13 protein-coding genes and 1 tRNA gene are annotated in these 13,582 nt (G+C 44.5%); 6 read left to right on the top strand and 8 right to left on the bottom strand.

Annotation, left to right across the window (positions count from 1 at the left end):
• The first annotated feature begins 102 nt into the window (after nucleotides 1-102).
• The 4 genes from OP489_RS08635 (at nucleotide 103) to OP489_RS08620 (ending at nucleotide 2,897) form a co-directional block, all read left to right on the top strand.
• On the top strand, nucleotides 103-345 hold the full coding sequence (locus OP489_RS08635) for a helix-turn-helix domain-containing protein (RefSeq protein WP_266161567.1): 243 nt from the start codon (nucleotides 103-105) through the stop codon (nucleotides 343-345).
• Between the two features lie 368 nt (nucleotides 346-713).
• On the top strand, nucleotides 714-878 hold the full coding sequence (locus tag OP489_RS08630; RefSeq protein ID WP_266161566.1) for a hypothetical protein: 165 nt from the start codon (nucleotides 714-716) through the stop codon (nucleotides 876-878).
• Nucleotides 879-892: 14 nt separating this feature from the next.
• Nucleotides 893-1,090, top strand: a complete 198-nt coding sequence (locus tag OP489_RS08625) for a hypothetical protein (RefSeq protein WP_266161564.1) — start codon at nucleotides 893-895, stop codon at nucleotides 1,088-1,090.
• A gap of 97 nt (nucleotides 1,091-1,187) precedes the next feature.
• On the top strand, nucleotides 1,188-2,897 hold the full coding sequence (locus OP489_RS08620) for a recombinase family protein (RefSeq protein ID WP_266161562.1): 1,710 nt from the start codon (nucleotides 1,188-1,190) through the stop codon (nucleotides 2,895-2,897).
• Nucleotides 2,898-2,955: 58 nt separating this feature from the next.
• Here OP489_RS08620 and OP489_RS08615 read toward each other — a convergent pair.
• The 6 genes from OP489_RS08615 to murD all read right to left on the bottom strand — a co-directional run bounded on the left by OP489_RS08615 (nucleotide 2,956) and on the right by murD (nucleotide 8,663).
• Nucleotides 2,956-3,039 (bottom strand) — tRNA-Leu (locus tag OP489_RS08615).
• A 63-nt stretch (nucleotides 3,040-3,102) separates the two neighbouring features.
• Nucleotides 3,103-4,380, bottom strand: a complete 1,278-nt coding sequence (locus tag OP489_RS08610; protein ID WP_266161561.1) for an aminotransferase class I/II-fold pyridoxal phosphate-dependent enzyme — start codon at nucleotides 4,378-4,380, stop codon at nucleotides 3,103-3,105.
• A 23-nt stretch (nucleotides 4,381-4,403) separates the two neighbouring features.
• Nucleotides 4,404-5,132, bottom strand: coding sequence for a GNAT family N-acetyltransferase (locus tag OP489_RS08605; protein WP_266161560.1), 729 nt, complete (start codon nucleotides 5,130-5,132; stop codon nucleotides 4,404-4,406).
• Complete coding sequence (locus tag OP489_RS08600; RefSeq protein ID WP_266161559.1) at nucleotides 5,129-6,151, bottom strand: M42 family metallopeptidase; 1,023 nt, start codon at nucleotides 6,149-6,151, stop codon at nucleotides 5,129-5,131. Before OP489_RS08600 ends, OP489_RS08605 begins: the two co-directional genes overlap by 4 nt.
• Entirely contained in the window at nucleotides 6,151-7,158 is a 1,008-nt protein-coding gene (locus tag OP489_RS08595; RefSeq protein ID WP_266161557.1) for a M42 family peptidase, read from the bottom strand. Before OP489_RS08595 ends, OP489_RS08600 begins: the two co-directional genes overlap by 1 nt.
• Before the next feature lie 119 nt (nucleotides 7,159-7,277).
• On the bottom strand, nucleotides 7,278-8,663 hold the full coding sequence (gene murD / locus OP489_RS08590) for a UDP-N-acetylmuramoyl-L-alanine--D-glutamate ligase (protein WP_266161555.1): 1,386 nt from the start codon (nucleotides 8,661-8,663) through the stop codon (nucleotides 7,278-7,280).
• A 156-nt stretch (nucleotides 8,664-8,819) separates the two neighbouring features.
• On the opposite strand from murD, the gene OP489_RS08585 reads away from it, so the two are divergent.
• Nucleotides 8,820-10,088 (top strand): PepSY1/2 domain-containing protein, encoded by a 1,269-nt coding sequence (locus OP489_RS08585; RefSeq protein WP_266161554.1) that lies wholly within the window; start codon nucleotides 8,820-8,822, stop codon nucleotides 10,086-10,088.
• Nucleotides 10,089-10,212: 124 nt separating this feature from the next.
• Here the strand turns inward: OP489_RS08585 and OP489_RS08580 are convergent, their stop codons facing one another.
• Entirely contained in the window at nucleotides 10,213-11,391 is a 1,179-nt protein-coding gene (locus tag OP489_RS08580; protein WP_266161553.1) for an iron-containing alcohol dehydrogenase, read from the bottom strand.
• A 237-nt stretch (nucleotides 11,392-11,628) separates the two neighbouring features.
• On the opposite strand from OP489_RS08580, the gene OP489_RS08575 reads away from it, so the two are divergent.
• Nucleotides 11,629-13,080 carry an alanine/glycine:cation symporter family protein gene (locus tag OP489_RS08575; protein ID WP_266161552.1) on the top strand — a complete coding sequence of 484 codons (1,452 nt, stop codon included), beginning with the start codon at nucleotides 11,629-11,631 and terminating at the stop codon, nucleotides 13,078-13,080.
• Here OP489_RS08575 and OP489_RS08570 read toward each other — a convergent pair.
• Complete coding sequence (locus OP489_RS08570; RefSeq protein WP_266161551.1) at nucleotides 13,055-13,489, bottom strand: GTP pyrophosphokinase; 435 nt, start codon at nucleotides 13,487-13,489, stop codon at nucleotides 13,055-13,057. The two genes, OP489_RS08575 and OP489_RS08570, sit on opposite strands and share 26 nt — an antisense overlap.
• Nucleotides 13,490-13,582: the final 93 nt, after the last annotated feature.

Below are 13,582 nucleotides of genomic sequence, written 5' to 3'. Positions count from 1 at the left end.
AGAATCAGTTTAGCAGAAAAGCAGTTCATACGCAAGTGCGTATACGTATTTGCGTATGAACTGTTATGCTTGTTTTGAGATTACTGAAAGGGTGGTGAGGGCATGAAGATCAAAGACGCGATTGTGGAACGCTTTCGACAATTATGCACAGAGCGCGGCATATCTTATACGCAGCTTGCGCGATTAGCTGGCGTCACGCCCTCGACCGTATACAGCATGTTGCAGCCGGAGCGCCGGGATGTGAGTGCGGTCACGGTCAAGAAGCTGTGCGACGGATTAGATTTGTGTATCATAGACTTTTACGATTGCGATTTATTCCGAAATCTTTCTCCGGAAATTGAATAGCTTGCACAATATAAGAAAGCGTCCCGCAGTTCAAAAAAACTGTGGGATGTTTTTTTGCAAATTTACTGGGAGAGGGAGGCCACAAAACGCCTTTTTCCGTCCTAAGTAGTAGAGGATACTTTTTCCTCGTTGTACATTGAAAGCTGAATAAAAAGATACCCGGATAAGAAGGGTACGTGTGCCGAGAGACAGGCCCGCCATGACCTCCATCGCCAGAGGATGGAGAGAGCGACAAGGCCCATGCCGCAGGCGGGACGGGACTTGGCCCCGCCGGATAAAGCACACAAACCCGGATACTTGCGTTCAGTCACAGTCCGAGCGTGAAGCGGCCATTTAGACCGTGAGCCGTCGCAGGCAATGAGAACGCTTTGCCATCAGAATGGGGAAAGGTGAAATTCCTATGGGGCGGACAAGCCGCCGCCCGTCCGGGTTATCTGTTTGTAATTACGAAAAAAAGCGACGCCGTCATTCCATACATTGCCCTGTCGAGCTATGCAAATATGAAAATAGACGGCGCGGCTGTTTTTATTTAGACGGAGGTATTACGATGAGAAGTGCGAAATTTGCTGCCTGCAACAGCAATATACCGCCCGGCGCTTCCGGACACAATCGTTTAGATAAAACATCTACCTATAAGGTGAACGGCAAGACTTTCATTGTCGAACCCGTTTTTCAAACAGAAGGGCATGACACACTAGGAACCATTTTAATGAAACTGATGAGGGCCGACGCAGATCGGCTTTGATAATAAGTGACAATGCGGCAAGCGTGACAATCGGCGGTCGATATGATATACCTTACCCTGTAAATACTGCTTATTTGACTGCCGGAAAGGAGAATTTATGAAACGGTCAAATAGGAGAAAGAACCGGGAAGACACAGCCTTTCTTTATGAGCGGCTGTCACGCGATGACAATCTTGAGGGTGAAAGCTACAGCATAAGCAATCAGAAAAAACTTTTAATCAAGGTTGCCAAAGAAAAGGGATATACCAACCTTGTCCACTTCTCGGACGATGGCATTTCCGGTGTCACAATGGAGCGGCCCGGTTTTGTGGCGATGATTCAAGAACTTGAGGAAGGCCATGCAGCGGCTGTTTTCGTAAAAGATATGTCGCGCTTGGGCAGAAACTACATTGAGGTTGGAAAACTCACGGAGGAATTTCTCCCCGATCACGACATAAGGCTTGTCGCGGTCTCCGACAATGTGGATACCGCCGAGGGAGAGAATGAACTGACACCGATTCGCAATCTGTTTAACGAGTGGTATGCCCGTGATATCAGCAAAAAACGGCGCATAAGCAATAAAATCAAGGGAAATGCCGGAGAACCGATGGGACAACCGCCTTATGGTTACATCAAGGATCCGGACAATTCCAAGCGCTGGATTGTGGACGAGGAAGTCGCCGTCGTCGTTCGCCGCATCTACCAAATGACGCTGGACGGCTTTGGGCCGGAACAAATCGCCGCCGCGCTGGAAAGGGATAGTATCCTGACTCCAATATCTTATTGGCAGACACGAGGTGTCAACCGCCCCGGCAAGCATAAAGACGCACCACCCACGAAGTGGAACAGTTCTACCATTACCAAGATTCTCTCTCTGCAGGAGTATTGCGGTGACGTACTCAATTTCAAGACATACAGCAAATCTTACAAGAATAAGAAACGGATTGAAAACGACCGTGACAATTGGGTTATCTTTAAGGATGTGCACGATCCGGTCATTGACCGCGCTTCATGGGAAAAAGTACAGCAGAAGCGAGGCAAAATCCGTAAGCGGAAAACCAATGAGGGAGAAACCAATATGTTCTCCGGCTTGCTTGTCTGTGCCGACTGCGGTCACAATCTGCATTATCACTTCAATCAGGGCAACCCGGACATCAAGTATTTCAACTGTTCCAACTACAAAGGCAACCGCGGCACTTGCACTTCTACCCATTATATCCGCGTTGACTTTCTGGAACAGGTCGTACTGGGAGAAATCCACAGGCTCACAAAATTTGCGAGCAAGTATGAAGATGAATTTGTCAAAGCGGTTATGGGACATTCTCAGCAAACGGTGGAACTTGAGCGGCAGAAAAAGCAAAAAGGATACAATGCTCTGTTGGCCCGCGATAAAGAGATTGACCGACTGTTTGATCGAATGTATGAGGACAATGTGGCCGGGAAAATTTCCGACGAGCGGTTTTCAAAAATGACCAAGCAGTATGAAGATGAGCAGAGCGGATTAGCAGGGCGGATAAAAACGCTGAGGGCCGAGCTTGATAAAGAAAGCCGTCAATCTGTGGGCACGGATATGTTCATTGCCACTGTGCGTAAATATACCAGAGCCAGAAAGCTCACACCGCGTATGCTGAACGAACTGATCGATCACATTGAAGTCCATCAGGCTGAGAAGGTAAACGGCGTATACGTCCAGAAGCTGACCATTCATTATAATTGTATCGGTTCCATTGAAATACCAGATGTTTCATCTCTGCCGGAACCGGACGTTCTGATACAGACGAGAAAAGGAGTAGCCGTAAGCTACTCCCAAGCGCAGATGGCAGGATAAGCATATAAAAAAGCGAGTGTTCTTACAGCACTTTCAAATGCTATAAGAACACTCGGCATGGTGCGGGTAACAGGATTTGAACCTGCATGCTGTTGGCACCAGAACCTAAATCTGGCGTGTCTGCCAATTCCACCATACCCGCATATGAGCAGCAGTAAAAATACCGGTGCCCTTATTTTATCAAAAATAAAGCTGGATTGCAACTTTATTTTCCTAAAAGCCCTTGTTCTAGCATAGATTGTGCTGCCAACATTGCTCCTAAACGTCCGCTGTGAAAATTCAAAGCACCTTGCATCCATGCGGCCCATGGAGTACGCAAAGGCGCATCGGCGGAAAGTTCAATAGAAGCTCCCAAAGTAAAAGCGCCGGCTGCCATGATCACTTTGCTGTCATAACCGGGCATATCCCATGGTTCCGGTGTTACAAAAGCATCTACCGGGGCTCCTTTTTGAACGCCTTGACAAAAGGCAATTAATGATTTTTCATTACGCAGCAGCAGTGTTTGGATAATATCAGCACGCGGTTCATCCCAACGCGGAGAAGTTTCATACCCAAATTGAGAAAATAGGGCAGAGGTAAAGACGGCCGTTTTAAGAGCTTCTCCAGTCACATGAGGAGCATGAAAAGCGCCCATAAAAAGCTCTCGGTTATGTCCTAATGTACATCCGATTTCACGCCCTGTTCCGGGGGTCGTTAACCGATAGGCACAGCTTTCAACCAAATCTTTTCTGCCTGCAATATAGCCTCCGGTGGGAGCAATACCACCGCCTGGATTTTTGATAAGAGAGCCTGCCATAAGATCGGCACCATGAGAAGTGGGTTCCTCTTTTTCTACAAATTCACCATAGCAATTATCTACCATTGCAATACAGTTTGGCGCTTGTTTTTTGCACACACGAATAATTTCTTCAATTTCTTCGACGAAAAGAGAAGGACGCAAATTGTAGCCACGGCTTCTTTGGATATAGACCATCTTAGGTTGAAGCTCATGGACCCGCTTAGCAATTGCGGGAAGATCAGGCTTTCCGTCGGGAGTCAAATCGACCTGTTCATAGTGAATGTCAAACTCTTTTAGAGAACCATTTCCATCGCCGGTTAGACCAATGACGCTTTGAAGGGTATCATATGGTAGTCCGGTTACGCAGAGCATGGTGTCTCCCGGTCGCAGAACGCCAAACAAAGCTACGGTTAACGCATGTGTTCCAGAGACAAAATTATGACGCACCAGTGCATCTTCAGCGCCTAAGGCTTTTGCATAGACTTGATCCAGTACCTCCCGGCCGCGGTCGCCGTATCCATATCCGGTACTCGCAGCAAAGTGACTTTCACTCACACCGCTTTCGAGAAAAGCGGCAAGCATTTTTTGTTGATTGTAATCTGTTGTTTTTTCAATTTTCTGTAACTGAGTATCGGATTCTTGCAAAGCGTGATCAGCAGCTTTTTTTATAGAATCGTCAATTTTAAAATAAGGATATAAATTCAAGAGAGGATCTCCTTTGTTATGTTTTAAGATAAGGGCTTCATTTCAATCCATTGCCCACAGATATGGTATCCCAGCGATTGATAATAGGAACAAAGAGAATTTTCACAGCAGAGAAAAAGATTGCGTCCCAGAAGATAAGCTGGAACGGCCTCCATCATGGCAGAAAAAATTCCGTGCTGGCGTCGATCCGGATGAACTGCGCCGGAAAAGAGCAAGGCATTTTTGGGGGATATGCAGGCTGCAAGACATGCAATCAGATCATCCTGTTCCATGATTCCCCAGACATCGGCTGTCTGATGGCGAATTCGATGATTAAGATCGAGATAAAAGGGCTCAAAATCCGGAACCGAAAAAGACGGTGTTTCACATGCTTTTAAAAGGGCATGCATTTTTTTGAGTGAAATTGGATGAGAAAGATTCCAAGGAGTTGTAGGGCGCTCTAAATCTCGTATCATTTCGGGGCCTTGATCCGAGACTAAAAACCCAAGCTTTTTAGAAAGAGAGGCATTTTCACAGAAAACAGTTTTTGCACCCGAAAAGTGAATGAATTCCCGTAATTCCAAAGGATCTTCAAAATCACCAACAAGAGTCATGACGTCATCCATCAGGGAGATACAGCCGGATTTTTCGCCCCAGAAATGAAGAAATGGAATTTCGGTTCCATAGCCCAGTGCCATAGAAAAGATGCGGCAGCCTAAGGGGGAATTATCCCATGGGGCTAGTTCCTGCGGGTCTTGTATCAGATGAATCATTCGCCGGCAATCCGTTCTGCCATCAGGGTAATCAGAGATTTTGCATTCTCATAGTCTTTACAGCTGATTACACTCATCGGAGAATGCAGATAGCGGCCTGGAAGGCTAACGGCAACGGTGCGAACTCCACTTCGGCTGGTATGAATGGCACCTGCATCATTGCCGCCTGCAACGGCCTGCTTATACTGGCAGGGAATTCCTGCTTTTTTAGCTTCTTCAAAAGCCATGCGGCAATATTCCCGATCATAGATTGTTCGTTTGTCCATGAAGGAAATCACGGGGCCTTTTCCTAAAACGCAGACCCGATTTTCCGGAGCCATTCCGGCAACATCTGCGGCCGTCGTAGTTTCTACAATGATAGAAGCCTGCGGCTGATCAGCAAATGCTGCGGTTTTAGAACCGTTGAGTCCGACTTCTTCTTGTACGGCAAATAGAAAGTCGGTATCATATTTCCATTCCACTTTCCGCATGAGGAAAATCAGAATTGCACACCCGGCGCGGTCGTCCAGAGCAGGACTCATAATGGTATGGCCATTTTCATAAAAGATACGTTCAAAAGTGACGCTGTCTCCCGGAGAAACAACACTGCTTGCTTCTTCTTTTCCAGAAGCACCAATGTCGATTGCCAAATCTTCAATGGGGACAGTCTTTTCGCGTTCGGCAGCCGAAAGAACATGAATCGGTTTCATTCCGATGACGCCGGGAATTTCTTGATCGCCGATTTTGACGGTCCGTCCAGCCAGCACTCGAGGATCAATCCCGCCGACAGTAGTAAAATGAAGCAGCCCTTCTTTTCCAATATGAGTGATGATCATGCCGACTTCATCCATATGTGCACTGATAAGAAGCTTTGTTTTTGCAGGATATTTTCCTTTTTTGTGTGCTAAAATGCTGCCAAGCGGTGTAATAGAAATGGAATCCGCAAAAGGCCCAATTTCTTTGAGGATTTTTTGTTGCACCAGTTTTTCGTCGCCGGAAATTCCACGAATGGAGCAAAGTTCCTTTAAAATTTGATCCATTATTTCACCTCCCGCAGATAAGCAGCCATCAGTTGAGCTGCATTTTCGAGATCATCGGTATCGACTACTTCACAGGCAGTATGCATATACCGGAGCGGTACGCTTAAAAGGGCTGTGTGTACTCCGCTTTGTGTCGTTGCAATCGCATCGGAATTGGTTCCGGTGTCACCGCCCATAACATCCCATTTATAGGGGATGTTCCTCTTTTCAGCAAGAGAGGCCAATTTCTGATACATCGATCGATCTAAAACAGGAGCAACCCCAATCATTACCCCTTTTCCGAGAGGAAGGCTGACTTCTTCCCGTACGCCGGGCTGATCGCCAAAACTGACGTCTACACAAATAGCACGTGTTGGAGAAAGCCCAAAAGCACCTGTGACTGCACCTTGTCCGCCGATTTCCTCTCTTGTGCTGAACAGAATGGAAATACCGCAGGATAAAGGCTCTTCTTTTAGAAGATGAATACAGCGAATCAAAATAGCTGCACCGGCACGGTTGTCCAAAGCAGCAGAGGCAAAGCGGTTTTTTAAAAGCTTTTGTGGTTGATATTGAGGGATTACACGGTCTCCCGGAGTTACAAGAGATTTTACCTTTTCAGAGGGGAGACCTAAATCCACCGTCATCTTTGTAATGGCCGGAACGGCATCGCTTTTGCCGTCAGAGAGATGCGGCGGTAAATTCCCAATCACACCGAAGAGTAAATCTTTTCCGAAGACTGTTACAGGACATCCCGGGAGAACCCTTCGATCCGCACCACCGCAGCGGTCAATATGAAGAAATCCTTCTTCATCAATTCCTGTGACAATGAGTCCTACTTGATCCATATGAGCGTCCAAAAGGATCTGCTCTTTTGCATGAGGGTCCCCTAAAAATACAATGCCGTTTCCGAGCGTATCTCGTCTGCCGGGAAGCCCGCTTAATTCGATGGCCGTTTTTATGGGGGCACCTTCATCTCCGCTGGTACCACGGCTTTCGCATAGTTGGGTTAAAATATCCGTTAATTTCATGAATCCAAAGGTCCTTTCAAAGAACAAATTAGATTAAAATAAAAATTTATCTAATCATAAAAAGAGATTAAAACAATTAAAATTATAAATGGATAAAATGCTGAAAATGATTGAAAAAATTAAAGAGCCATGACCATCTCTTTAAAGGTGTTGCCCCGAATCACAAAATTTGGAAACATATCATAGCTTGCACAAGCGGGGGAAAGAGCAACGACATCGCCACTGTGTGCTTCTTTGTTGCAGAGGTCGACGGCCTCTTGCAGAGTGGAAACATGCAGAATTTTTGGGGCACCGTCTTTGTAACCGGCGGCAGCTTTTACAGCAGTTTCGATTTTTGGGGCTGTGTTGCCAAGAAGGACCAATGTCTTTACATGGTCACAGATTGGCTGACCTAGAGGCTCAAATGGGATTTTCTTATCATAGCCGCCGGCAATTAAAATCAGCTTTTCCGAAAAAATAGAAAGCATTCCCTTTATTGTACGGCTGGGCGTTGTTGCAATCGAATCATTATACCAGCGAACACCATTCAGTTCGCGGACAAATTCGGCACGGTGGGCAACGCCGGGAAAAGTTTTTGCTACGGTTGTTACGTCATCGGGAGAAACAAAGCCAAAGGAAGCACAGATTGCAGCCATATAATTTTCAATATTATGGCTGCCGGGGATCCGGATATCTTTGGTATCCAGAATGACAGTATCTTTTCCCCCGTCAGAAAAAATGATCTGTTCGTTTTTATTGAGCCAGCAGCCGTGTTCTACTTTTTGTTTGCGGCTAAAATATAGCAGTTGACCGCGTACTTTAGGGGCAAAGGAGGCAGAAATTTCATTATCCAAATTTAAAACAGCTCGACCGAACGCATTCTGATGCAGAATGATGTTCTTTTTGGCGTTGATATATTCATTCATGTCTTTGTGCATATCCAAATGATTGGGAGTAATATTTGTTACGATACCGACCATCGGGCTGCGTCTCATGCTGATGAGCTGAAAACTCGAAAGCTCTGCAACCACAACGTCATTCGGTTTGATCGTTTCAACTTTTGGAAGAAGTGGGGTGCCGATGTTGCCGCCTACATGGACAGTCTTGCCGGATTTTTTTAGAATTTCGGCGAGAATACTGGTTGTTGTTGTTTTTCCATCAGAGCCGGTAATTCCAAAAATCGGACAAGGGCAGACGTCAAAGAAAACTTCCATTTCGCTTGTGACAATTTGACCGTTTTTGCGTGCCGTTTCCAGTTCGGGAAGATGAAAGCGAATGCCAGGCGTACGGAAAATAATCTCTTCATGAAGATCATTGAGATAGTCATCTCCTAGAATCAGCCGAACGCCGGCTTTTTCTAGTTCTGTCGCGGTATCACCCAACTTTTCATAGCTTCGGCGGTCACGACCGGTTACAATTGCACCCTTTTGCGAAAAAGTTTTTGCAAGGGGAACGTTGCTTCCGCCTAAGCCACAGAAAGCAATCGTTTTACCCTTAATGGATTTATAAAATTCCTCCATCGTCATGCTTTAGTTCCTCCACATTTGATTTGGATTTTGTTTAAAAAAAGATAGATAATCAAAAAATAGTATACGCCATTTGAGGTCAATTTGCAATTTGTATAATTGTATAATCTAAAATACGAGGTAAAGACTATAGAAGAAAAGAGGAGGTTATAGAAAATGACCCGAAAACAAATTATTATGTCCACAGTTGCGGTTGCGATTGTTTTGACCGCAGGTGGTTTTGCAGTTAAAAACGGAATGGAAGCAAAGGCAGCGCAGCAGAATCTCAATTATAGTTATACAAGAGCAATGGGAGACTTGCGGGACAGCATAAAAAATGTACAGACTACATTGGGAAAGGGCTCCTATGCCAATACGGCAACACAGCAAACCGGACTTGCAGCCAGGCTGGTGAGACAGACAAGCCTGGCAAAAGGGGCTTTGAGCGCTTTGCCAATCGATGACGATTCTCTCAATACAGTTTCTAAATTTATCACACAGGTGGGAGATTTCTCTATGACGCTTTCTGAGGAAGTCAGCGCCGGAAAGCAAATTACAGACGAACAGTATGATACCATGAAACAGCTTTCCAAATATGCCCAGACTTTGAATCAAGATTTAACGGATGTAAAACCAGTCTTTGATGGGCAATTTTCAGATCAGTTAAAAGAGACGGCGGAGGATTTTACGGATTTTCCATCCCTCATTTATGATGGACCGTTTTCTGATGAAGTTATGCAGAAAAAGCCTCAATTTTTGGAAGGAAAAGAAGAGATCTCTCAGGGAAACGCAGCGCTCAACGCAGAAAAGTTTCTGGGAATTGATGTGAATTCGCTTGATCATACACAGGATACGGAAGGAAATCTTCCCACTTATAATTTTACGTTAGAAAGTGCAACAGTGAGCGTTTCTAAACAGGGAGGAGAGGTAGTCACTTACGAAAATACCCGGGAAATCTCAGAAGAAAACGTCAGCGTAGAAGATGCGAAAACATCAGCGGAGAATTTTCTATCTTCACGGGGACTGTCCAATATGACAGAGCGCTATTATGTGCAGCATGATGGAAGAGTGACTTTTAATTTTGCATTTCAGCAGGGAGATGCCTGTTGTTACCCGGATTTAATCAAGGTATCTGTCGCACTGGATAATGGAGAAATTACAGAATATAATGCTACCGGATATATTATGAACCATAAAGAGAGAGAAATTCCGTCGCCGGAACTTTCTGTAGAACAAGCACAGGAAAAGGTTAGTCCGCATTTGACGGTAAAATCTCATCGACTTTCTCTGATTCCCACAAAGGGATCTACAGAAACGCTATGCTGGGAATTTTTATGCGATGGAGATAATGGAGATCAGGTATTGGTTTATATCAATGCTAAAACTGGATTTGAAGAACAGATTTTAATTTTGGAAACCGGAGACCTTGGTACGTTGGTTTTTTAAAAAAAGGTAAAAAAAGTCGGACGGAAATTTCCGTCCGGCTTTTTTTGTGCGGAAAGTGCGTGAGCTTTCCTACACTGATATTAAAAATAGGGGGTTACAAATTATAAGAGACTAAAAGCAAAAATCAGAAATCTACCGGTGTTCCATAATAGATGCAGGTAAATAAATGCTCCATTTCTTTTGGTGTGATAGAGCGCGGGTTGGAACCAGTGCAGGCATCACCAATTGCGTCTTCTGAAATTTTGGAAAGCTTCTGCTTAAATTCATCTTCATCAATTCCAAAACTTTTTAATGTACGCGGAATTGAGAAATGGTCATTATAACTCCAGATACGCTCACAAAGACTGAATACCTGAGATTTTTTATCGCCTTCGATTCCCAGCATATCGGCAATTTCATGGTAACGCTCTAACGCTTCGGGATCCTTTGCATTATATTGAATGACATAAGGCAGATAAATAGCGTTGGCACAACCGTGTGGAATATGTCCGGTAGAAAATGCCGCGCCGGTTTTATGTGCCATTGAATGAACAATTCCCAAAAGTGCGTTGGAGAATGCCATTCCTGCAAGACACTGTGCATAGTGCATCTGCTCACGGGCTTCATGATCACCCTTATAAGAATCCGGTAAATATTTAAAAACCATCGAGATTGCTTTGAGTGCTAAAGGATCAGTAAAGGGACCATGAAGTTTAGAGACGTAAGCTTCTGTTGCATGAGTAAGAGCATCCATGCCGGTATAAGCAGTTAGTTTCTGAGGCATAGTCTCGGCGAGATCGGGATCGACGATTGCGACGTCCGGCGTAATATTAAAATCTGCCAGCGGATATTTAATCCCTTTTTGATAATCAGTAATTACAGAGAAAGCGGTTACTTCGGTTGCAGTACCGGAGGTAGAAGGAATCGCAAGAAAATGCGCTTTTTTCCGTAAGGTTGGAAAACTAAATGGTGTAATCAGATCTTCAAATTTGGTTTCTGGATACTCATAGAAGACCCACATTGCTTTTGCTGCATCAATTGGGGAACCGCCGCCAATCGAAACAATCCAGTCTGGTTCAAATTCGCGCATTGCCGCAGCGCCCTTCATGACAGTTTCTACTGAAGGATCCGGCTCTACGCCTTCGAAAAGGCGGGTTTCGATGCCTGCAGCTTTTAAATTTTCGAGGACCTTAGTCAAAAAGCCAAACCGTCTCATTGAGCCGCCGCCCACAACAACCATTGCCTTTTTTCCGGAGAGCTCCTTTAATACATCCAGAGTTCCTCTGCCATAGTAAATATCACGTGGAAGTGTAAAACGTGCCATCTTTTGATTCCCCCTTAAATATTTTTAAACTGAACGTTATCTTTTCCATAAAACTGCATTCTAAGCAGAATTATGAAATCTTTTCGATCAGTTCGTTTATTTCGTTTATATTTTAACAAACGAAGTCGGTTTTGTATATTGGGAAAATCAACAATCTATTAAGCATATTTTTAGAGCTTATTTTAGGAATGCTTGTTTATTTTCCTGACGGATATTTTGAAAGGAGGTTTCATAAGAATGATAAGGCTTATTTTGATCGTTTTGGAGGCGCTGATTTTGTATTTTTTAAAGACGGTTGATGCTTTTATCTGGGGGCCGGGACTATTGACTTTGCTTATGGGAACCGGAGTTTTTTTAACTTTGCGCCTTCGCTTTTTGCCGTGGAAAAACCTTTCAAAATCTTTGCACTTTGCGCTTAGTCCAAAAGCACGCAGTACGATAAAAGACGGTGGGATTTCCCCCTTTTCTGCTTTGATGACGGCGCTTGCCTCTACCATAGGCACAGGGAATATTGTTGGAGTTTCTACCGCATTGGTTTTGGGCGGACCGGGAGCGCTGATTTGGATGGAGATTTCAGCACTCTTAGGACTTGCTACAAAATATGCCGAATGTATGTTGGCAGCAAAGTACCGCAGAAAAAATAAATTGGGGGAAATAATTGGAGGATCAATGTATCCGCTGCAGGAACGTTTTCCTTTTCATTTTATAGGAAAAATACTAGCAATTCTCTTTGCGGCTTTTGCAGTGCTCGCCTCCTTTGGAATCGGAAATATGACGCAGGCAAATTCTGCATCGGAAGCACTTTATGTTACTTTTGGAGTTTCGCCGGCCATCAGCGGAATCGTGCTGATGGTGTTGACTTTTATTATTTTGATTGGAGGAATTCGCAGTATTTCTAAAATTTCCTCCGTTTTGATTCCGGCCATGTCAATCCTTTATTTGATCGGTGGAACAATTGTGATTCTTGGAAATTTTCAAAATCTTCCCAGCGGAGTTGTTGAGATTTTTCGCCTTGCATTTTCCCCCAAAGCTGCGGCAGCAGGAGTGGACGGAACGATTTTGGCTTCGATGCAGCGAGCAGCGGAATGGGGAATTGCCCGCGGTGTTTTTTCCAATGAGGCGGGGATGGGGTCCGCTACATTTACAGCAGCGGCAGCTTCTTCGGAAAACCCTGTAGAAATCGGCTATCTCAGCATGACCGGAGTCTTTTTTGATACCACTGTCATCTGTACGATAACTGGGCTTGCAATCGTTGCTTCCGGCGTATTGGGCATTACCGATCCTAATGGAAACCCGGTTGAAGGGGCGGCTTTGACCATTGTTGCTTTTGAAACGATCCTTGGACCTTTTGGAGGAAAGCTCATTGCAATTGGAATAACTTTGTTTGCTTTTTCCACCATTATTGGTTGGGCCTATAATGGGGAGAAAGCGCTGGAATACTTATTACCGAAACTTTCTTACCGCAAAATTTACCGAATCATTTATACGATTGCTGTCCTTGTGGGGGCAACCATACCGTTGGAAGCGGTATGGACTTTTTCTGATATTATGAATGGCTTAATGGCAGGACCAAATTTGCTCTGCCTTTTGGCACTCAGTGGAGAGATTGCCCGGGATACCTTTGCAGAGGAAGCAAAAGAGCAGAAGGAAAAAATAGTATCGGTCAAAAGTTCTTCCGTATTTTCTTGAGAAAACAAAGTTTTTCACGATATTTTTGAGTGCGCGCAAAATCTTTTTGAGTGGGAGTGGAAATCCTGGAAAGATCAGCGTTATGTTCCAGATCGGCAATCTTTACAATGACTGCATCCTGATTTGTAGAAAGACGCAGAAGATAATCATCATAGGATTCGTCTTTTTTGCGGGAGAGTGCTGTTACCGCCAAAATTGTTCGTTCCGAGAAGCCTGCAGATTTTAAATCCTCTGCGGTTAAAACAGTATCTTCGATCACGTCATGGAGCAGAGCGATTACTTTTAAAGGAATCTCTTTTACTTTTCCGGAAACTGCAAGCGGGTGCAGAAAATAGTCGTTTTCGCCTTTGTCTACTTGCCCAAGATGTGCTTTTTGTGCAAAAAAATAAGCTTTTGTTAATTCGTCCAAAATGAGGGCTTCCTTTCGGCTTTAAATAAGATTATGGTAAAAAGCACTTTAAAATTTGTCAAGAGAAATCCTCTCAAATTCCGGGAAAAAGAT

The sequence above is a fragment of the Caproicibacterium sp. BJN0003 genome (assembly GCF_026314295.1).
Taxonomy (GTDB): domain Bacteria; phylum Bacillota; class Clostridia; order Oscillospirales; family Acutalibacteraceae; genus Caproicibacterium.
Note: the sequence above shows the minus strand (reverse complement) of the source record. Positions and strands in the feature narration are given on the sequence as shown.

Coding starts and splice junctions, on each gene's coding strand:
- OP489_RS08585 (WP_266161554.1), top strand. CDS start 8,820: ATGACCCGAAAACAAATTATTATGTCCACAGTTGCGGTTGCGATTGTT.
- OP489_RS08605 (WP_266161560.1), bottom strand. CDS start 5,132: ATGATTCATCTGATACAAGACCCGCAGGAACTAGCCCCATGGGATAAT.
- OP489_RS08625 (WP_266161564.1), top strand. CDS start 893: ATGAGAAGTGCGAAATTTGCTGCCTGCAACAGCAATATACCGCCCGGC.
- OP489_RS08635 (WP_266161567.1), top strand. CDS start 103: ATGAAGATCAAAGACGCGATTGTGGAACGCTTTCGACAATTATGCACA.
- murD (WP_266161555.1), bottom strand. CDS start 8,663: ATGACGATGGAGGAATTTTATAAATCCATTAAGGGTAAAACGATTGCT.
- OP489_RS08580 (WP_266161553.1), bottom strand. CDS start 11,391: ATGGCACGTTTTACACTTCCACGTGATATTTACTATGGCAGAGGAACT.
- OP489_RS08575 (WP_266161552.1), top strand. CDS start 11,629: ATGATAAGGCTTATTTTGATCGTTTTGGAGGCGCTGATTTTGTATTTT.
- OP489_RS08620 (WP_266161562.1), top strand. CDS start 1,188: ATGAAACGGTCAAATAGGAGAAAGAACCGGGAAGACACAGCCTTTCTT.
- OP489_RS08595 (WP_266161557.1), bottom strand. CDS start 7,158: ATGAAATTAACGGATATTTTAACCCAACTATGCGAAAGCCGTGGTACC.
- OP489_RS08600 (WP_266161559.1), bottom strand. CDS start 6,151: ATGGATCAAATTTTAAAGGAACTTTGCTCCATTCGTGGAATTTCCGGC.